Raw genomic sequence first — 19335 nt, forward strand, 5'->3', positions numbered from 1 at the left:
GCCTTTGGTATAGAAAATTTCTAATCTCACAAAGGCTTTATTTTTCATTTTGAATTTTTTAATATTTTTTATGCGGTTTCTAATATTGGTAGAACGACCTCAAACAGCACAGCGCCCAACATTCCTGAAAGCATTAATGTAATGATTGGGTTCACTTTTATCTTATAAACTAAGAAAAAGGCAATCGCAAAGAAGAGGATACTGTATCCATCTACAAAGGATATTTTTCCAATACTAAAACAGGATGTCGCAATCAAGCCAATCACTGCTGGACGAATCCCATTTAATGCATTTTTTACGATTCTATTTTCTTTAAACTTTGTAAAATACACGGAAACCAGCAAGGCAAGTGAAAATGGAACTAATATGACACACAGTGTACAAACAAGTCCGCCAACAGGTCCAAACAAATTATATCCTACAAAAGTAGATGAATTGACAGCAATTGGTCCGGGCGTCATTCCAGCAATCGCCACAATATCTACAAAGTCTTCCGGAAGAATCCAGTTGTTCCCTTCTACTACTTCTTGTTGAATGAAAGATAATACTGCATAGCCTCCTCCAAATGAAAATGCACCGATTTTTATGAATGATAAACAAACTTTTAACCAAAGCTCCATTACTCATTTTCTCCTTCTCTGCCCTGCTGTTTCGTTTTTTTGAAAAAAATTCCGATCAGTGCCGCAGTTACAATCACTAGAATTGGATGTATATTTAAAATAGAAACTGCAATAAAAGCAGCTAATGCTAATATCCATTTTTTTTCTTCTTTTATTTTTGCAGATTTTCCAAGCTTAATGACAGAATACAAAATCAAAGCAACAACTGCGGGACGGATTCCATTAAAGATGGATTCCACGATAGAATACTGCATCGCATTTTTAAAAATCATAGCAATGAACAAAATAATCAATATCGAAGGGCTAACTGCTCCAAGCACCGCAGCTAGTGCACCTGGCACTTTTTTTATACTGTAGCCTACAAATGTAGCTGCATTTGGGGCTAAAGGTCCCGGTAAACTATTCGTCAATGAAATTGCATCTAAAAATTCCTGATCACTCATCCAGCCTTTTGATTCTACAATTTCTTTCTGAATAATAGGCAGCATTGCATACCCGCCACCTATCGTAAACATTCCTATTTTAAAAAATACCATAAATATTTCAAGCAGCATCTCTTACTTCCTTTCTATTATTTTGCATCCTCTACTTATTTAATTACATTATATACTTTTTATATAAAATTATCAATATGATACATTTGATTATACAAATTATATATAATACAGTTTAAATATTGATTTTATGTAATTTTTATTATACAATATGTTTATTGCAAGTTAATTTTCACTCTATCAACCAGTCATAATGAAAGAAGGTGATTCTATGAAAATTAAAAATTATGACCAAACAGATGAAAGGATTCTTAATTTATTAATTGAAAATTCCCGTATGTCCTACATTGAAATTGCTGAGAAAGTCGGCTTATCTCGTATCTCTGTGAAAAATCGCATAGAGTCTTTAGAAAATTCAGGTGTCATTGAACGCTATACCGTCATTTTAAACCCAGAAAAAATAGGAAGAAATGTATCTGTATTTTTCAGTATACAAGCAAAGCCGGAAGCTCTTTACTCTATTATTGACACGCTTAGTGGAGAAGAATCTATAACGGATATGTATTTAATGACAGGCTCCTCAAATCTTCATGTTCATGCAGTTTTAGGTATCAATGAAAATTTAGAAACCTTTCTTTTAGATAAAATTTATAAGCTTCCTGGTATTGAGCATATTGAAAGTGAGCTGATTATCTCAAGGCTTAAAACACGAAAAGGTATCCGTGTTTAGCTGTATTATTTCACTAAAAAAGAATCATACATTTCTCGTTTAAATAATAAAATGACCCTCTCTTAGTCTTTTCTTTTCAAAGAAAATAATCCAAGAGACGGCCATTTTTTGTTATAAATTATTTTACACTATCAAATTCAGCTAATACTTTTTCATTCGGTGTCGTGATTAGACTGACAATTACAATACCAAGAGAAGCAATGATAAATCCTGGTATAATCTCATAAATGTTAAATATGCCGCCTAGCTTTGCAATATTTTTTAAATAATACCACAATAAGTCGCTGATACCTCCTGCAACCATACCAGCAATTGCGCCCTGTACTGTTGCACGTCTCCAGAAAAGAGAAAATAAAATGAGCGGGCCAAATGCAGCACCAAAGCCTCCCCACGCACAGGATACCAAACTAAATACGGAGCTATTCGGATTTAGTGCTAGTAAAATTGCGACGGCTGCGACCACGATAACGGTGAAGCGACTCATCCAGACCATAGTCATTTCATCCATTTTCTTTTTCGATATCAATCCATAAAGATCAGTAGATACAGACGATGCAGTTACCAATAACTGCGAACTCGCTGTACTCATGATAGCCGCTAAGATCGCAATAAGCAAGAGTCCTGAAACCACATCATTAAACATAAAGTGGATCATATCCATATAAATAGTTTCTCCATCCGCTAAATTCGGCATATAGGCTTTCCCAATCAATCCGATGGACACTGCTGCACTTAATGTAATCAAAACCCAGACCATTGCAACGACTCGAGATTTTTTTATTTGATCCGGTGATTCAATTGCCATAAATCGTACTAAAATGTGCGGTTGTCCAAAATAACCGAGCCCCCATCCCAAAGCAGACGCGAGTAACAGCGTATCCAAGTTTCCCTGTTTCATCGGTAGCAGGCTCCAAGAATCTGTTGCGATCTCAGAAAGGCGGGCTGCAACCTGTGAAAAGCCGCCCATATCCGAGCAGGCGATAATCGGAACAATAATCAATGCAAAAAACATAATTGTTCCTTGTACAGTATCTGCCCAGCATACGGCAGAGAATCCTCCAAATGCAGTATAAGACAAAATAATCAACGTTCCTATAATCAGACCCACTGTATATGGCAATCCAAATATGGTAGAAAACAATTTTGCACCTGCCGAAAACTGTGCTGCTGTATAAATCAAGAAAAATATAACAGTAAATATAGCTGATATTCCACGTAGGATGTGCTTTTTATCTTGAAAACGATTTTCAAAAAAATCAGGAAGAGTAAGGGAATCATTTGATATTTCCGTATACTTTCTCAATTTTTTTGCTACAAACAGCCAATTCAAATAAGTTCCCAGTGCTAATCCAATTGCAATCCACAAAGCTTCCGAGGTACCCTGGTAAACAATATAGGCAAGTCCTGGAAGTCCAATCAAAAGCCATCCGCTCATATCGGATGCCTGTGCTGACATTGCTGTTACCCAGCTATTCAGCTTTCTTCCTCCCAAAGCAAAGTCTGACATATTTTTCGTTTTGTTATAGAATATGACACCAATGAATGCCTGGCTGATTAAGTAAATAGCAAAGATCACTGCTATGGTCATTAAAAAATTCACTCCTTTTTCTATTCAGAACGCCTGATCGCCTCTGAGTTGATTTTTTTCACCCTTTTTTCCAAATGTGGGCGATCCAGCCAGATCTGGGCTTGGCAAGTCAGGCATTTCAAACGAAAATCCATGCCTGTCCGCATAACCTCAAATGTATTTCCACCACAAGGGTGAGTTTTTTTTAATTCCAGCCGATCTCCTACATTTATCTTTAGCGGCATTATCTCACCTCCATAGATTGAGTGAATACTCTATGTCTATTTCTTTTCTATCTTATCTGTCCCCATGTAGTCTTGCAATGCTTTCGGAATTAAGACAGACCCATCTGCCTGCTGATAATTTTCCAAAATTGCGGCTACAGTTCTCCCAACAGCTAAACCTGAACCATTTAAGGTATGAACAAATTCCGGCTTTTCTTTTGGTCCCCTTCGGAAACGGACATTTGCTCTCCTTGCCTGGTAGCTTTCAAAATTACTGCAGGAAGAAATCTCGACATATCTTCCATAGCTTGGCATCCAAACTTCAATGTCATAAGTCTCTGCAGAAGAAAAGCCCAGATCGCCTGTAGACAAACGTACCACGCGATAAGGAATTTCCAGCTTTTGAAGCACACTTTCTGCTGCTGCAAGCAAAGAATCTAATTCTTTATAAGATTCCTCTGGTTTACAGAACTTTACCAGTTCAACCTTGTTAAATTGGTGCTGACGAATCAATCCGCGCGTATCTCTTCCCGCAGAGCCGGCTTCTTTACGAAAGCAAGGTGTATAAGCCGTATAATAAACGGGAAGTTCTTCTGGATCTAAAATCTCCTGTGCACGAAGATTAGTAAGAGGAACTTCGGCAGTCGGCACTAGGAAGAAATCTTTGGCCGGAATATGGAACATATCATCTTCAAATTTCGGAAGCTGTCCTGTGCCGGTCATCGCATCACGATTCACCATAAATGGAGGTAGTATTTCCGTATATCCATGTTCACTGGTGTGTAAGTTCAACATAAAATTTATTACAGAACGTTCTAAACGTGCTCCTAATCCTTTATAGACTGTAAAACGAGTTCCCGAAATTTTAGCAGCTCTCTCAAAATCTAAAATATCTAAATCGCTTCCAATATCCCAATGTGCTTTTTGTTCAAAATCAAATTTTTTCGGTTCTCCCCACTTTTTAACTTCAAGGTTTGCTGAATCATCCGCTCCGACCGGACAGAGTTCACACGGTGCGTTTGGAATATTTAAAAGTGCATTTCTTAAATTTACTTCGACTTCGCTGACTTGCGCATCCAAACCTTTAATCTTCTCAGAAAGAGTTTTCATCTCTGCCATCAGCTGCGTCGTATCAACACCCTCTTTTTTCAGCTTCGGAATCTGCTTTGAATCCTGATTTTGTTTATTTTTCATCGCTTCTACTTCAGCAAGTATACTTTTTCTTTTGTCATCCAATTCCAGTACCGTACTCAATCCAAAGTCTCCATGGCCTCTGGATTCCACTGCCTTTTTAATCGATTCATATTCTTCTCTGATACGTTTAATATCTAACATTTCGGTTCTCCTCTCAGGGCAAAATCTGTCCTATTTTTTCATTTTTTATGCAGTTAATATTTAAAACAAATTTTTCTTATACGTAATGTAAGCATCGATTAATGCCTGCTCCTTCTCCTGCATTTCTAATTGCAAATCGGAAGCCAGCTGATAGTCACCCTCATCTAAAGCATTTTTAATACGGGTAAGCAAAGATTTTTCCCGAATACTATCTTTTGCTAAATACGTCCGCATCAATTGAATTTCCTGCCAATTTTTATCATCTAAATCTGTGGAATCTTCCGGGCTATGACACTTTTTGCACTCCCGAACGAGCTCCATGGTATTTAAAATAATTCGATTATGAAGCTCCGTTGCCCACTGTGCAATCGTAGCCTCTTTATAGGACTCCAAGCTTAGAGGCGTCATGACTCCATTTCTCATCAAAACCTTTAATTTGTCTGGGTACTGATCAAATGCACAAATATTTTCCCAGACGGTAGCCGGTGCTTTACCAAAATATTTGTTTCTTTCTTCCTTTGTATAATCTTCAAATACATCCTTTTCGCTGCGATAAACTCTTTCCTTCTCTAAATAAAAGGCTTCTTCATCATGTTCTTTTGAAATCGCTTTCTCTAATTCCTTTGGTGTTTTCCCTGCTAAAAGAACCTCTTTGATGCCATCAAGCATCGTCATAAACCCAGATGCAAGCACTAAGTATGTATTGCTCTTTGGATTCGGTGCCCGAAGCTCAAAGCGAGTGGAAAGCGGATTTTTCTCATCTCGAACTAAACCGATTAAAACGGTACGATTTCTGGATGGATTCTTCGCTGTATGACCAAGAGACGTTACGATGCAAATAGGAGCTTCAAACCCAGGCTTCAAACGGTTTAATGCATCATTGGATGATGTAACAAAAGGATTTATAATTTCATAGTTTTTCAAAATACCCATTAGGCCGCCAAACCCAATTGGGCTCATAAAATCTTGTTGCATATCAAGCGGCGCAAACAAGTTAATTATTTTCCCGTTCTTTAATCTTGCTGCAACTCCCATATGTGTATGTTCTCCGCTACCCGCTACTCCGTCGATCGGCTTTGCCATAAAGGTGACCTCTAAGCCGTATAAGCGAAAGATGTCTCGAACCACATATTTTACTTGATTTTCATTGTCTGCAGCTTGTAAGGCGGAGCTGTACTTCCAATCAATTTCAAGCTGTTCCATAACGTGGTCAAATTCTCCGGAGCTTCCAAGCTTTGCTTTAACACCACCAACTTCCTTATGGCCCATCTCTACTTCAAAACCATATTTATCTAAAAGCAATAAGGATTTCTCTAAAGCGGTTCTTACTGGACCAATGGTCCGTTTCCAATATTGTTCCTTCAATACCTGTGATGTAGAAAGCTGTTCTCGATCCGCCTTGTCATCCGGCGTTTTTACCCAAAATTCCAATTCAGTTGCAGCCGTCAATAATATCTCATCAATCTCATCTACGCTATCTAGTGGTAGATATTCAAAAACATATGGATTTTGCTTCAGTAATTCTAGAATTTCTTTTTTAAAGGTATTTACCGCATCTCTTAGTATCACACGAGAGCCAACCTCCGCAGTATCATTGTGGATCAAAAATGATGGAATCCGTAAGGTTCCTACCGGCATACCCGTTTTTTTATCTAAATGGTAGAAATTATAATCTACATACCAATTTATATTTACATCTGGAATGATATCTACTTTTGCATTATTCAAAGCCGCGATCTTTGGCAGAACTACACTGGAACCATCTGTCTGTACACCTTGTGACAAGTATTTTTCCATATCCTCAATAAATAAATCCACCGGAATCTTTTCATCTGTATCATGACCTCCGATATCTAATCCCACCAATGATACAAAGTATATTTCCGGATGTGCCTTTAATATATTTGTGATTTCTTTCACACTGTGCTTTTCAGCCGGTATGTTAAACAACATTTTATCTAGTTCCATAAATCGCTCCCTCCTATATTGCTCTTTGTATTTTTATTCAATTATTAATTCTAAAACATTATTATACCTTGAAAACACAGTTCTTGCCAAGCTTTTTATATGAAAAATCTAATTCATCATAAGTCTTTTGTATAAGATAAAAGCACTGTAGAAACCAGTGCTTTTGTCCTTTTACTGTTTTTTCGAAATTAATCAATCGTTGAATCATTCTTCTGTGCTTGTTCTGCTGTTTCTCCAGTCGGATTGAGTAATGTCAGATATTTTTCTAATTCCTTTAAATATTCACCGTATGCTCCCCAATCACCATTTTTCTGTGCGGCAAGTGCATTATTAAAGGCATCATTTGCATAAATTGCAAGCTCTGTATTCGATAGAACATTGCTGTCTACGCCGCTGCTGCTATCGGTTCCTTCCGAGCTCGGTTTAGCGGAATTCAAAGGCGCTCCTGCTCCTTCTCCAAACATCTTATCCAATGCTTGCGCCAATGTCGGTTCATAAGCAATGCGGTCTCCGTAGTAGACAATCACACGTTTTACTTCCGGCAAACTATTATTGGAAGCTTCCAAATAAACCGGTTCTACATACATGATCGAATTCTCAATTGGTATTACAAACATATTACCACGGCTGTATTTGGAACCTGCTGTACTCCACAAAGAAAATTCTTTTGAAATTGTAGTATCTTGGTCAATCTGCGCTTCAATTTGACGCGGTCCGTAAATAACACGATCCTTCGGCAATTGATACAAAACCAGGTCTCCGTAATACTCTCCGTCATTCCTAGCAACCAGCAGCCCTGTCATGTTTTGTTTTCCATTCGGTGTATATGGGATAGAGTTAATAAACTCAACATTCTCTTCACCTGGCATCTTCATAACATAATAGGTTGGCTCCATAGCAATTTCTTCGGTTCCGAATACCTCATTTGCAATCGCCCACAAGTCTTCACTTTGATAAAAGACATTGACGTCACTCATATGATATTTTTTATAGACGTTTGCCTGTATATTGAACAAGAAATTCGGATATCGAATATGGGACTGTAAGCTTTCTGGCATCTGGCTAAAGTCCTTAAACAGCTTCGGATAGATCTTAGCTAAAGTGTTTGCAATTGGGTCCTTATCATCCACAAGATAGAAGGTCGCATCTCCATTATAAGCATCCACTACCACTTTAACAGAGTTCCGGATGTAATTCGCCTTAGAATCTTCAGAAAACGGTTCAGAATATGGGTAATATTGACTTGCTGTGTATGCATCTAAAATCCAATAGAGCCTCCCATCCACAGTTACGATGTAAGGGTCTTTATCATACGCAAGGAATGGTGCAATTTTTTGAACACGTTCCTTAATGTTTCGATTAATGATAACCTTTGAATTACTGTCAATGTTGCCCGAAACTAATATCTTCAAGTTTTGCTCCCGTATTGCAAATAAAATGCGATTGAGCATATTTAATTTAATTCCCGCATTCCCCTCATAGGTAGTATATTTATTTTTTGTACCGGATGGATAATCAAATTCCTTTTCTGTTGTATTTGTAATGATATAATTATTTGTTTTTTCACCAAAATAGATTTCCGGTCTTGCAATATTAATTTCTTCGATCTCTGAAACCGGAGGAATGCTGTTAATCATCATATCAGGCTGCCCACTGGCCGTTACTTTATCAACGCGGGATAACGTAATGCCATAACCATGGGTATATTTTATATGCCTTGTCAACCACTGTTCTGTAATTTTAGATTCATCAATCTCACGCGCTGACAAAAATGTTTGTGTATACTCTCCATTTACCATATAACGATCTACATCAACATCGTTAAACGTATAATAAGATCGAATACTTTGTGTTTGATTATAAAATTGCTCTACAGGGGTAAAGTCATTAATTCGAATATTTGAAATTGTCCCCATGTTATTTAGGATATCATCCTTTGTCAAAGTATTCGTTGCTGGGAAATTTTTAATTTCAATGTCTTGTAAATCGTATGCTTTTTGCGTAAATGCAATATTATTCTCCAGATATTTACTTTCCTTACTGATTTCGTCCGGAGAAACGATCAAACTTTGCACCAAACCTGCTGCAACCGTACCGCCAATTGAAATTAAAATCATGAGAACCGGTACAGAAAGCATGGTCTTATAACTTCGTTTTCTCAGTCCGATAACAAAGAATATTGCTGCAAACAGCGCAAGTCCCATCAGCACACGATAAATCCATAGAGTTACGTTAATATCTGTGAACCCAGCTCCATAGAGTAAACCAGTCTGTGAGTACAGCAAGCTAAATTGTTTAATGAATAAATTTGTACCTATCATTAGAAAGAAAACAACACCCATAATTGCAATTTGCTTGGACGCAATAGATAAAAGCTGGTTAAAGTTATTCTTATCAAATTGCTTTTTTGCTTTCCGATTACCAAATTTCCCATTGGCCATCTGTCCAAACATATCACCAAATGGGCCGAAATTGTTAAAGTTACCAGTGAATCTGCGTGTCCCATCATCTTCCTGTGTAAATGGCTGCGGCTCTTCTTCTTCAAACATTGTAGGTTTACGCATTCCTAAAAGAATAAAGTAAAATAACAGTGTAACAATGAAAAATGCAACGACTAGGCCTAAAGCAATTTGGTTTAACTGTGAAAGGAATTCCATTTTAAAAACATAGAATGAAATATCGTGATTAAAAATCGGGTCTGCCAAGCCAAAGTTCGTACTATTTTGATACTGCAAAATTTGGAACCATAGCTTTGTAACTGTAGATAGAGTAACAATCAGACCAAACAACGCACTCAATCCCAATGAAATATGATTGAGCGTCTTTTCTTCTTTGGCAGTATATCCTCCAATCTTAACTTTTTTGTAATAACCTTTTTTAAGAGACTGGAGATACAAATACGTTAGAATCGTTAAGACAATAAATGTAGGAACACCTATTTTCATTTGTGTAAATAATTGCGTGAAAAATACGCTGGTATAACCCATTTCACTGAACCATAAATAGTCCACCGCAAAGCGGATTAAGGTTCCAAATCCGGTAATTAATATCATTAAAATAATAATAAAAATTCCAAGTCCCATCCTGTTCTTTTTCAAATCATCACCTCTTTTGTTTCATTACATTAATAATAGTTTCTGTAAAGAATCAACTGCTTCCTCCGGAAGCGCATCTCTTCCCCCTTTCAATTCCCTTAATGAATCCAGATATTTAATACGGTTTTCAATACTTCCTCTCAGCAACTCTTTGTAGGCTCTACTGGAAAAATTCAGTTCAAAGCCTTCTACTTCCATTGTACACATTCCCTCAAAGCGTCCAAATGGCTTCATTTGAACATTTTCATCCACAATTTTTTCAATAATGCTGATCGTAACTTCTTTTGGAATCTTTTTGTCTAAGAAGTAACCTGTATTCAAAATATAGCATTCAACTCCTCTTTTTTCAAATAAAGCCTTAAATTTATGGTAATCCTCTTTTAATGCATAGGTCCGAAACGGGTTTGCATAGGGTTCAAAAACTAATTTATTTCGATCTATACCTCGTAGAATTTTTTCTGCCGTGCTTCTCTTTGTTGCTAAGCAAGCACCCATAACTGACGCTAATGTTGGGTCTTCCAGCTTTAAAACGGGTGGCAGAGAATTATCCTTCATAAGCCAAATAATGGTATTAATTGGCTCTTCTAATTTGTCCACTCGATTTGTTGCCCAGAGTTTTGATTTGATTGCTCGTCCATTTCCGTTTCGAATATCTTCCGTCACAGGTACGAGTTTTCCATCTTCATCAATCGTCGCCCCGCAATTTTGCATAGTAATTAAAAATTTATTATCCTTTGAAGTCAAAGGATAATCCTGTGTCTTATCAAAATAGGATGGTTCTAATGCGACGGTTGAACCATTTTCAGTAGAAATGATATAAGCATCGTCATGCAATACTGTTACTTCGTATTTCCCATTGTGTTTTGCATGAGTCAGTGTGGATTTCCCAGAACCAGAAAGGCCGAAAACTCCCATAACATGTGTTCTCCCATCCTTTCGAATCATGCGCTTCAGCCCGCCGTGGCATGCGGCATAGCCATTGCGGTTTGCGATCCCCCACGCTAATGTTAAGGTTCCTTTTTTATGCTCGCCGAAATATCGAAGTCCTAAAATTGCTGCACAATTATGCTCAGGATCAAAATAAGCAAGTCCATTTGGATGACGTTCATCTCTCCAATCCGGGTCTGACAAGATAAAAATATCTGGTTCATTGTCGATCACTTTAGATTTTTCATACATTTGATCGTAAAATAGATTCATATATTGAAAATTTAATAGCCAATTATATAAAGTATTTTCATATGTCTGCGGAACTAAAAGATTCGCTTTTACCATAAAATCTTCATTTAATCCGATATATGCTTTTGAGTGAAGCATGTTTTTATATCTTGTTTTATATACGGCTTCTCTCAATACGGCAGCAATATCTGCCTCTAGAATACCCTCTTCGCCTAAGATAACTCGTGCGCCTGCAAATCTTCCTACCGTCTCTCCATCATTAAACAGTAATACTTTTGCTTCTTCCGGAAGACCTAACTTTTCCGGCTCATATACGGGCATGTCCGTTACGATTGTACCAGTAGATTCTTTCGCTAATTCATATGCTTCTTTTAAATCAAAAACACGTCTTACATTGTTTCCGTAAAAAGCAGTTTCAATCGTTGTTCTGGATTGAGAAAATGCCACATTTTGTGAACTGATTTCGTTGCGTTTAAAATTTGAATTTGTTGCCATTTTAGTTTCTGTTATTGCTCCTTTTCTTTTACTATTATTATTATTTTATCCAACTAGAAGTAATTTACTACCATCATATTTTGATCAATCGGTTCTAAATAATAAATCCATTTATTTGGAATCTCATAATTTTTTCCATTCTCCGTTTTTTTTATTAATTCTTCTGTAAATACGTAGAATCCAGTGGAACCTTGGCGAATGTCTCCTATTGAAAAACTTTCAAAAACTTCGGTGATTTTTCCAGCCTTGGTAAATGACACTACTTTATTATACCCTTTACTATTTGGTTTTAATAAATCTAAAATAGAATTGTCTTTATTATTAACATAATCGATCCATTGTGAATTAAATGCAATTAAAGCTCCTACAACGGATTGATCGTAATAGAAAGTATTTCCATATTCATCTGTATACCATATATTATTGTCAATTGGTTTAGAATTATTTAAATCTTCGATGCCATAATCATGAGACGAATCAAATACTCGCGATTCTGACTCCGCAATGACCTGTATATTTTTATTCCGTTTAGTCTGACTTTCAATTAAGGCATTCTTATCAGCCATTGGATTTGGGTCCGGTTCATCAGCTGTTTCATTATTTTTCTCTTGTTGATTGGATAACGTATCATCCTCTTCTTTTTCATTTGGCTTTTCATCCAAATTAAATATTTTATCGATGCCTTCACCTGCCTGCGCAAAGACTTGTATTATTTTAGATTGTGTATGATTGATCGCTCCTGCTGCTGAGCTTTTTGGAAAAAAATATTGGATACCTAATGTAGCAATTTCAGCTGCTAAAATAACCGCAATGATTCCTAATGCAACTTTTAATTTATTGACTGGTTTTTTTTCTTCCATGCCAAAAGTGTTCTTCTGCCAGAATTTTGTCAAATCATCCTGGGACAAAGTATTTTTCAGATCAGGAGTTTTTTCGTCTCCTTCTTCTTCTGCTTTTTCTTTTTGTTCACTTTCCTCGATGGTATCACTATTTTGCTTTTCTTTCTTTTCTCGATTCACGATTTCCGCATCACTTGTCTGTGTATGTAAAATATCCTCTGAAACAAATTTCTCTTTTAAACTTTTATCTTTGTCAAAAGAAAAAGGAAGTGCTTCTTTTTCTTCCTCCTTTTTCGCTTCAGCAGAAATAACAGCTGGGTCCATTGAAATAGTCTGCCTCGTAACGGTTTCCGATTTGCCGTTTGCTTTCACCTCAACGGTTACTAAAACTTCTGTATTCGGCCCCACCAGCGTATCCCCATCTGTATGCAAAATCGGAGGCTTGTCTTTTTTTTCTTCTTCAGGTACTTCATCAAAGAAGCTTGCACGAGCTGCCATCATTTCTTCTAAGTGGTTGGCATGAGCGGCAAGTTTAACAGCCATCTCAGATTCAATATTTTCATTTTCAAAACTGTGGTTGAAAGAAATAGGTGATAATTTATCACTATAATCGCTTATTTTTTTTATTTCTTTTGTATCAATCCGTTTTGTATCATCAATATCTTCTTCTTTCGTCAAGAAAGACTTACTCATTTCTTGTTTTGGAGAATCTAAATCATTCATTACTGTTGATATCTGACTTTCTTTTAAAGAAGGTCTTTCTAAATTCTTTTTTTGAATTTTTTCATATTCTCTGTCTAACAACTGTTGAAACTCTTCATTTTTTTTACTGAATGTAAAAAATTTATCATCCATATCATTGACATCGGAATTTTCTATTTCCATTGGATTTGCTTCTTCAGGATTTTTTTCTTCTGGATTTTTTTCTTCTGGAATTTTATTTTTAAATCTAGAACCTGGCAAATCTTCAAAACTTGATACAATAATATCTTCTTTTATCGGTTCTTTTTTAGGCAACTCCCATTCAATCTTTTCTTCATCTTTCAATTTAATATCCAAACTTTGCAAAGAAATTTCTTTATCATTATTTGAGAGTTCTTCTTCATTTATTTCCTTCTCTTTTTCTTCCAGAGCATTTAGATTCCATTGAAAATCAATATTCTCTGTCTTCCGCGGTTTGGGAAACTCATAGATATTCCAAGTAAAATCCTCATGGTCCTCATGCTTTGATTCCGCAGATTCAATAGATTGTTCCTGAGGTTCTGTCTTTTCAATTTTTGTTCCGCAAACTTTGCAAAATAAATCTGTAGGATTGATTTCCGTTCCGCATATCTTACAATACATGCTTTTTGCTCCTCCATTCCAAAATTATAAATTCTTAATTATTGTCAGAATGATATGATAATCCGAAAAGTAAATTCCCGGGGAAATTTCTTAAAAATAATTATACAATCATAGTATAATACACAAACCTAGTAATGGCAATGCATACTTCCTCTTCATTTTATTTTTCAAAACAAAATATTAATGCAAAAAAGAGCGAAAAAACTTATTATTTTCGCTCTTTTTTGTCATTGATCGGTTAATTAATGTCCGCAGTTAGTAACATCATTCGCATTGTTACTAATTTTGCTTGTAGCATTTGAACGCTTTGATTTGTTAGATTTCTTACTGCTTGTGTCATTTGTGCTTCTTGTTTCATTAGAACTTCTTGTGTCATTCATGTGGTAATCATTCATACGACTGTCACTCATACGTTCTCTTTCATTGGATCTGTTTGTTTCATTTCTCATTTTTAAATCCCTCCTCTACACAAAGTATTTTGCGCAAACTTTAGAATACTATGTCAGGGAAATTGCGGAATATAAAAAAGTATGTTTTTAAAAAAATGGTTAATTTAGCTAATTTAAAATTTTATAAATAGTAGTTCTGTTTTTATTATTGGTTTTTTACTGAAAAGATATTTATGTTAAATTTTTTTTATGTATAAAAATAAAAGAAACACGTTATTATATTAAATGGTACTATGTCATTTTTTATAAAAAAACAATTGACAAGCCTTCCTTATAATGCTAAAATAATTCTTGCGTCGGAAACAATGCAATGTGCATCATTAGCTCAGCTGGTAGAGCACCTGACTCTTAATCAGGGTGTCCACGGTTCGAACCCGTGATGGTGTACCAAGAAAAAAAACCACAGCTTTTAACGGCTGTGGTTTTTTTGCCATCAATACTTGACATTTATTATCCAGAATGATATAGTCCAAAATAAGAAACGAAATGAATTCAATTGCCACAAATAGATGCATTGGCAAGCAGTATTATCGAACCAATAAAACAATTGAATTTATGAAACCTTTCGTCCCCAAAGCACATTAAAACATGTGCCAAGAAAAACCCACAATTATTTAAAATTGTGGGTTTTTTCGTTTCAATTATTTTTATAAATTGTCTATTTAGAATTTACATTATATATGTTATTTTTAAATTTCTTATACTCCCATTGCAAGGCAGCAAAGCACTTTTACACCTGTAAAAAGTGCTGCTTCATCAAAATCAAAACGCGGTTGGTGCGCGAGGTTTATAAATCCTTTTTCCTTATTGCCTGAACCGATCCATAGGAAGGAGGCCGGTATTTTTTGAGCATAAAATGCAAAATCCTCTGCTCCCATTGTCGGCTCCATAATGTGGAATATATTTTTATCTCCTACTGCCTGCTGTACCAAATTTTCTGCATAACCGGTTGCATTTTCGTCATTGATTAATACAGGTAAGCCTCTCAGTACTTCCATCTGGTAATCTGCGCCAAATCCTTCACAGATTCCCTTTAAAATTTTTTCCAAATTTTCCAGTATAGATTCGCGTGTCGATTCTGTTTGACAGCGAATGGTCCCTGAAATAACAGCAGTCTCTGCTACAATATTCTTGGCTGAGCCAGAGTGAAAAATCCCTATAGAGCAGACTGCCGGATCAAGTGGGTTTTTCCCTCTACTCATAAAGCTTTCAACTGCTGATACAAATTTTGCTCCAATAGACAAAGCATCAACCGTTGTATGGGGCTGACCTGCATGCCCACCTTTTCCAATGATTTTAATGTCAAATTCATCGGTAGACGACATGAGACTTCCATACCGAATTCCCACCTTTCCTGTTTCAAAATCATTAAAAAGATGGAGCCCGAAAATATATAAAATCTTATCAGCGAGGCCTTGCTCTTCCAAGTCATTCATAATAATGCGTGCACCACCTAAATTAGGGCCTTCTTCTGCCGGCTGAAAAATCAGCAATACATCCACAGACAAATTACTGCGTATGGACTGTAATATTTTTGCTGCTGCCAAAAGCATTGCCGTATGCCCATCATGACCGCAGGCATGCATTTTATTCGGACAAACGGATTTGTATGGAACTTCGTTTTCTTCTTGTAGGCTAAGTGCATCCATATCCGCCCTTAGCGCAATCATACGGCTGTGGTCTTTCCCTTTTATCCTCGCAACTACACCAATCTTACTTGAAATTACTTCAATTTCTTCTTTTTCCAGAAACTCTCTTACCCTCTTTTCTGTATTCAGAGTATCAAATCCAATTTCAGGATGCATATGAAAATATCTGCGATTAGAAATAATTTCTTCTTTCATAAATTGAATCTGAATATCTAACGCTTTAAAAACTTCTTTTAATATCATTAAGCTGCCTCCTTACATCGAACCATAATTAATGGCTATTGCACCAAATACGAAGGCGATCTGAATTAAAAATCCAATCCCCAGAAAAGGAATCACCCACTTATAATATTTATTTAAAGGAATTTTGGCCATCGCACACGCAATTACCATAAAGCTGGTCGGCCAAAGCAAATTTGAAAAACCATCTCCAAATTGGAAAATCAGTACAGCAATTTGGCGATTCATGCCAATTAAATCTGCAATCGGTGTCATAATTGGCATAGAGACAGCTGCCTGACCGGAACCGGATGGCACGAGAAAATTAAGCAGTGTCTGGAATACAAGCATTCCAATTGAGCTTGCATATAAGGACAAATTTTCAATTAAAGATACACACCCGTGAATAATGGTATCTATAATATTTCCCATCGTCAAAATGACCAAAACACCTCTTGCCACACCGACAATAATCGCAGAAAGTACGCCCTTTGCCAGACCATCTACCAATATTTCCGCAATCTTATTTGCTTTCCATCGATTGATGATCCCCACTACAATTGCCATAATCATAAAAATAGCAGCTACCTGATTGATATACCAACCTTGCGTAATCAAGCCCCATGCCATTGCAGCAACACTGATCAGCAAGGTCAAAAGCGACGCTTTTCGTGCAGCTGTCATTGGCGTATTTAAGCGTTTCTCATCCACTTTCATATCAGAATAATCAATGTGATAAGTCAAGCTTTTCATCGGGTCTTTTTTTATTTTTGCTGCATACAACAAAACATAAATAATCGTATACAAGGTCATAACTGCAAGAATTAAAACTCGATATCCCAATCCTGAAAACATCGGAAGCTCTGCAATTGTTTGTGCAACTCCTACTGTAAAAGGGTTTACCGTAGCCGCTGCAAAACCAACGCCGACCGGCACAACTGAAATTGCTACACCAACCATCGCATCATAACCCAGCGCCATACTCACTGCCACAAAAATGGGAATGAATGCAATGATTTCTTCATAGGACATCGTTCCAGTCGAACCCCAAATTGATAAAATAATCATAACAATTACGATAATTCCCGTTGCATACCGAGGATGCTTTTGTGTTTTTCTTACCATTAAAGCAATTGCCGCATCAATCGCACCTGTTTTTTCTAACAAGTATAAACTGGAAAATGCGCAGAAAATCAGGAATGTAATATTAGCTGCCTGAATCAAGCCTTCTTCCAAGCAGACAAACATTTGGAACAACCCAACGGGTGTTTGATCTAAATATTGAAAGCTATCTGGATCAATAATCATTTTGCCGCTTGCTTCATCCATCATACGATCATATGTTCCGGCAGGAACAATCCATGTACAAATCGCAGAAATTGCTAAAACCACCAGTAATATAACTAGTATATGTGGAAATTCTTTTTGTTCTTTCACTTTCGAGTGCACTGCATCTTTCATTTTGCTTCCTCCTTTTTTAAATAATTTCTACTTTATGAATACTTTCACAGCCGTAATTTATGCATATTTCTTACAGTGTGGCTTTATTGTACTTTAAACAAAGGATAAGCTTTTTTCTAATTATCAGCTGCTTTTTATTATCCACCTATTACAAAAACATGTAGTAGAAACCTCCTATTCTTCCTCTGTTGCGAGTAGCAAAAATAAGCTTTGTAAATATACTGAATACCGTGTAAAAGAATTTAAAAAAAGGAGATCAATCATGCATTTTTTTTCTATAATTTTATTTGCACTTTCCTCCAATATAGATTGCTTTGCTGTCGGCATGGCATATGGAATAAAAAACATACATGTTACCTATAGAGATACTTTAATAGTCAGTTTTATTACATTTATCGGAACGGTTTTATCTATGGCTTTCGGTAAAAGTCTCTTGTACCTCATTCCTCTAAAAATTGCCGGTCTGTTAGGTGGCAGCCTTATTATCTGCATGGGACTCTACTATTTTCTTTCTTTTTTATGGCATCATATAAAAGATATGCGTCAAAAAAAATTGAAAAAATCTGATGATACAATTGATATGACTCTAAATATTGCAGAAAAAAAAGCCATACAGAAAAAAAAGCAGCAATCCATCCTAAATCAAAAAGAATTAATTGTTTTAGGAATTGCGCTTTCGATTAATAATATGGGTTTAGGTGTAGGTGCGAGCATTACAGGACTCAATCTGCTGTTCACCTCTTTTGCTTCCTTTTTATGCAGCTTTTCCCTTTTATACCTTGGAAATAAAATAGGGAATGGGCATATGGCACACATGATCGGGAAGTATGCAGAGCCGATATCCGGCTTAATCATCATCCTTTTAGGACTTCTAGAAATTTTTATTTAAAAAAGGACTGTACACGATAAAAATTGTGTCAGTCCTTTCTCTTAAGGCTTTTATGTAATTAATTAATTATTTCTTTTATCTAAGTAGGCTTCTTGAATCGTCCTTTTTGTTCAATGATACGGAATAGTCGTAAAAAATTGCATCCGCTCAAAACAACATTTCTACGATAAAGCCATCGGTAAAGAAACTAAAATAAATTTGATCAAGAAATAAAAAACGCCCGCTCACAATATGAGCGGGCACTTTTTAACATTAGTTGCTACGCAACATGTACATTGACTGCACGAATTTTTCTGCTGTCTCTTGAGTCTTGCTCTGTGTCAAATGTAACTTTCTGACCTTCATTTAAAGTTTTAAAGCCATCAGACATGATTGCGGAGAAATGTACAAATACATCATCGCTCCCATCATCATTTGAAATAAAACCAAATCCTTTATCCGCATTAAACCATTTTACAGTACCAGTATTCATCTATGGTACCTCCTTCATTTTTATTATATTCCGGAACAAAAAAAACACATATTTTTGTAAACCATTTGACCAACGAGCAAATGACTTACAAAAATATGTGACTCACTTGTGCATTTAGAATACTTATTTATAGTACCACAACATTTTCTTTTAATCAAGCTTTTTTATTCTATTTTTTAGTTAAAATTTATCCATCAAAAAAACAAACCCAGATAGAATATTTAGACGTAACCAAGAAATGAAGCCAAAACCGCAGAAACTGAGGGTTATTCATTCACAGAGAGTTTACATAGAACTTGGAATGAC

Annotated in this window: 15 protein-coding genes and 1 tRNA gene; 3 read left to right on the plus strand and 13 right to left on the minus strand. The window is 36.1% G+C overall.

Features of this window, described 5'->3' with window-relative positions; all coding sequences use genetic code 11:
- Positions 1–68: 68 nt before the first annotated feature.
- Positions 69–620, minus strand: a complete 552-nt coding sequence (locus U5921_RS06130) for a chromate transporter (protein ID WP_324825580.1) — start codon at positions 618–620, stop codon at positions 69–71.
- Complete coding sequence (locus tag U5921_RS06135; protein WP_324825581.1) at positions 620–1174, minus strand: chromate transporter; 555 nt, start codon at positions 1172–1174, stop codon at positions 620–622. Before U5921_RS06135 ends, U5921_RS06130 begins: the two co-directional genes overlap by 1 nt.
- 211 nt (positions 1175–1385) lie before the next feature.
- Between U5921_RS06135 and U5921_RS06140 the strand changes: the two genes are divergently transcribed.
- On the plus strand, positions 1386–1844 hold the full coding sequence (locus U5921_RS06140; RefSeq protein WP_324825582.1) for an Lrp/AsnC family transcriptional regulator: 459 nt from the start codon (positions 1386–1388) through the stop codon (positions 1842–1844).
- Between the two features lie 118 nt (positions 1845–1962).
- Here U5921_RS06140 and putP read toward each other — a convergent pair whose 3' ends face one another.
- The 8 genes from putP to U5921_RS06180 all read right to left on the minus strand — a co-directional run bounded on the left by putP (position 1963) and on the right by U5921_RS06180 (position 14339).
- Positions 1963–3432 (minus strand): sodium/proline symporter PutP, encoded by a 1470-nt coding sequence (gene putP / locus U5921_RS06145; RefSeq protein ID WP_324825583.1) that lies wholly within the window; start codon positions 3430–3432, stop codon positions 1963–1965.
- 20 nt (positions 3433–3452) lie between these two features.
- The gene (locus tag U5921_RS06150) at positions 3453–3656 is read right to left on the minus strand and encodes a DUF951 domain-containing protein (protein WP_324825584.1); all 204 of its coding nucleotides are present in this window, start codon (positions 3654–3656) and stop codon (positions 3453–3455) included.
- Between the two features lie 36 nt (positions 3657–3692).
- Entirely contained in the window at positions 3693–4970 is a 1278-nt protein-coding gene (gene serS / locus U5921_RS06155; RefSeq protein WP_324825585.1) for a serine--tRNA ligase, read from the minus strand.
- Positions 4971–5030: 60 nt separating this feature from the next.
- Positions 5031–6938, minus strand: a complete 1908-nt coding sequence (locus U5921_RS06160) for a glutamine synthetase (protein WP_324825586.1) — start codon at positions 6936–6938, stop codon at positions 5031–5033.
- A 188-nt stretch (positions 6939–7126) separates the two neighbouring features.
- Positions 7127–10036: a UPF0182 family protein gene (locus U5921_RS06165; protein ID WP_324825587.1), complete on the minus strand. Its 2910-nt coding sequence runs from the start codon at positions 10034–10036 to the stop codon at positions 7127–7129.
- A 21-nt stretch (positions 10037–10057) separates the two neighbouring features.
- Positions 10058–11707, minus strand: a complete 1650-nt coding sequence (locus tag U5921_RS06170) for a phosphoenolpyruvate carboxykinase (ATP) (protein WP_324825588.1) — start codon at positions 11705–11707, stop codon at positions 10058–10060.
- A gap of 53 nt (positions 11708–11760) precedes the next feature.
- Positions 11761–13890 (minus strand): zinc ribbon domain-containing protein, encoded by a 2130-nt coding sequence (locus U5921_RS06175; protein WP_324825589.1) that lies wholly within the window; start codon positions 13888–13890, stop codon positions 11761–11763.
- A gap of 242 nt (positions 13891–14132) precedes the next feature.
- A complete protein-coding gene (locus tag U5921_RS06180) occupies positions 14133–14339 on the minus strand; it encodes a hypothetical protein (RefSeq protein WP_324825590.1) in 207 nt (68 codons plus the stop codon).
- Between the two features lie 314 nt (positions 14340–14653).
- Between U5921_RS06180 and U5921_RS06185 the strand changes: the two genes are divergently transcribed.
- Positions 14654–14729, plus strand: a tRNA-Lys gene (locus tag U5921_RS06185).
- Between the two features lie 308 nt (positions 14730–15037).
- Here U5921_RS06185 and U5921_RS06190 read toward each other — a convergent pair.
- Together U5921_RS06190 and U5921_RS06195 are read right to left on the minus strand one after the other, a co-directional pair.
- Positions 15038–16231, minus strand: a complete 1194-nt coding sequence (locus tag U5921_RS06190) for an amidohydrolase (RefSeq protein WP_324825591.1) — start codon at positions 16229–16231, stop codon at positions 15038–15040.
- 12 nt (positions 16232–16243) lie between these two features.
- A complete protein-coding gene (locus tag U5921_RS06195) occupies positions 16244–17668 on the minus strand; it encodes a YfcC family protein (RefSeq protein ID WP_324825592.1) in 1425 nt (474 codons plus the stop codon).
- Positions 17669–17807: 139 nt separating this feature from the next.
- Between U5921_RS06195 and U5921_RS06200 the strand changes: the two genes are divergently transcribed.
- Entirely contained in the window at positions 17808–18557 is a 750-nt protein-coding gene (locus tag U5921_RS06200; protein WP_324825964.1) for a manganese efflux pump MntP family protein, read from the plus strand.
- A 259-nt stretch (positions 18558–18816) separates the two neighbouring features.
- Here the strand turns inward: U5921_RS06200 and U5921_RS06205 are convergent, their stop codons facing one another.
- On the minus strand, positions 18817–19029 hold the full coding sequence (locus U5921_RS06205; protein WP_324825593.1) for a cold-shock protein: 213 nt from the start codon (positions 19027–19029) through the stop codon (positions 18817–18819).
- Positions 19030–19335: the final 306 nt, after the last annotated feature.

This window comes from Sinanaerobacter sp. ZZT-01 (assembly GCF_035621135.1).
Lineage (GTDB): Bacteria > Bacillota > Clostridia > Peptostreptococcales > Anaerovoracaceae > IOR16.

What these genes read in the sequence shown, in the direction of transcription:
- U5921_RS06130 (WP_324825580.1), bottom strand. Translation starts at nt 620, where the DNA reads ATGGAGCTTTGGTTAAAAGTTTGTTTATCATTCATAAAAATCGGTGCA.
- U5921_RS06135 (WP_324825581.1), bottom strand. Translation starts at nt 1,174, where the DNA reads ATGCTGCTTGAAATATTTATGGTATTTTTTAAAATAGGAATGTTTACG.
- U5921_RS06140 (WP_324825582.1), top strand. Translation starts at nt 1,386, where the DNA reads ATGAAAATTAAAAATTATGACCAAACAGATGAAAGGATTCTTAATTTA.
- putP (WP_324825583.1), bottom strand. Translation starts at nt 3,432, where the DNA reads ATGACCATAGCAGTGATCTTTGCTATTTACTTAATCAGCCAGGCATTC.
- U5921_RS06150 (WP_324825584.1), bottom strand. Translation starts at nt 3,656, where the DNA reads ATGCCGCTAAAGATAAATGTAGGAGATCGGCTGGAATTAAAAAAAACT.
- serS (WP_324825585.1), bottom strand. Translation starts at nt 4,970, where the DNA reads ATGTTAGATATTAAACGTATCAGAGAAGAATATGAATCGATTAAAAAG.
- U5921_RS06160 (WP_324825586.1), bottom strand. Translation starts at nt 6,938, where the DNA reads ATGGAACTAGATAAAATGTTGTTTAACATACCGGCTGAAAAGCACAGT.
- U5921_RS06170 (WP_324825588.1), bottom strand. Translation starts at nt 11,707, where the DNA reads ATGGCAACAAATTCAAATTTTAAACGCAACGAAATCAGTTCACAAAAT.
- U5921_RS06175 (WP_324825589.1), bottom strand. Translation starts at nt 13,890, where the DNA reads ATGTATTGTAAGATATGCGGAACGGAAATCAATCCTACAGATTTATTT.
- U5921_RS06180 (WP_324825590.1), bottom strand. Translation starts at nt 14,339, where the DNA reads ATGAGAAATGAAACAAACAGATCCAATGAAAGAGAACGTATGAGTGAC.
- U5921_RS06190 (WP_324825591.1), bottom strand. Translation starts at nt 16,231, where the DNA reads ATGATATTAAAAGAAGTTTTTAAAGCGTTAGATATTCAGATTCAATTT.
- U5921_RS06195 (WP_324825592.1), bottom strand. Translation starts at nt 17,668, where the DNA reads ATGAAAGATGCAGTGCACTCGAAAGTGAAAGAACAAAAAGAATTTCCA.
- U5921_RS06205 (WP_324825593.1), bottom strand. Translation starts at nt 19,029, where the DNA reads ATGAATACTGGTACTGTAAAATGGTTTAATGCGGATAAAGGATTTGGT.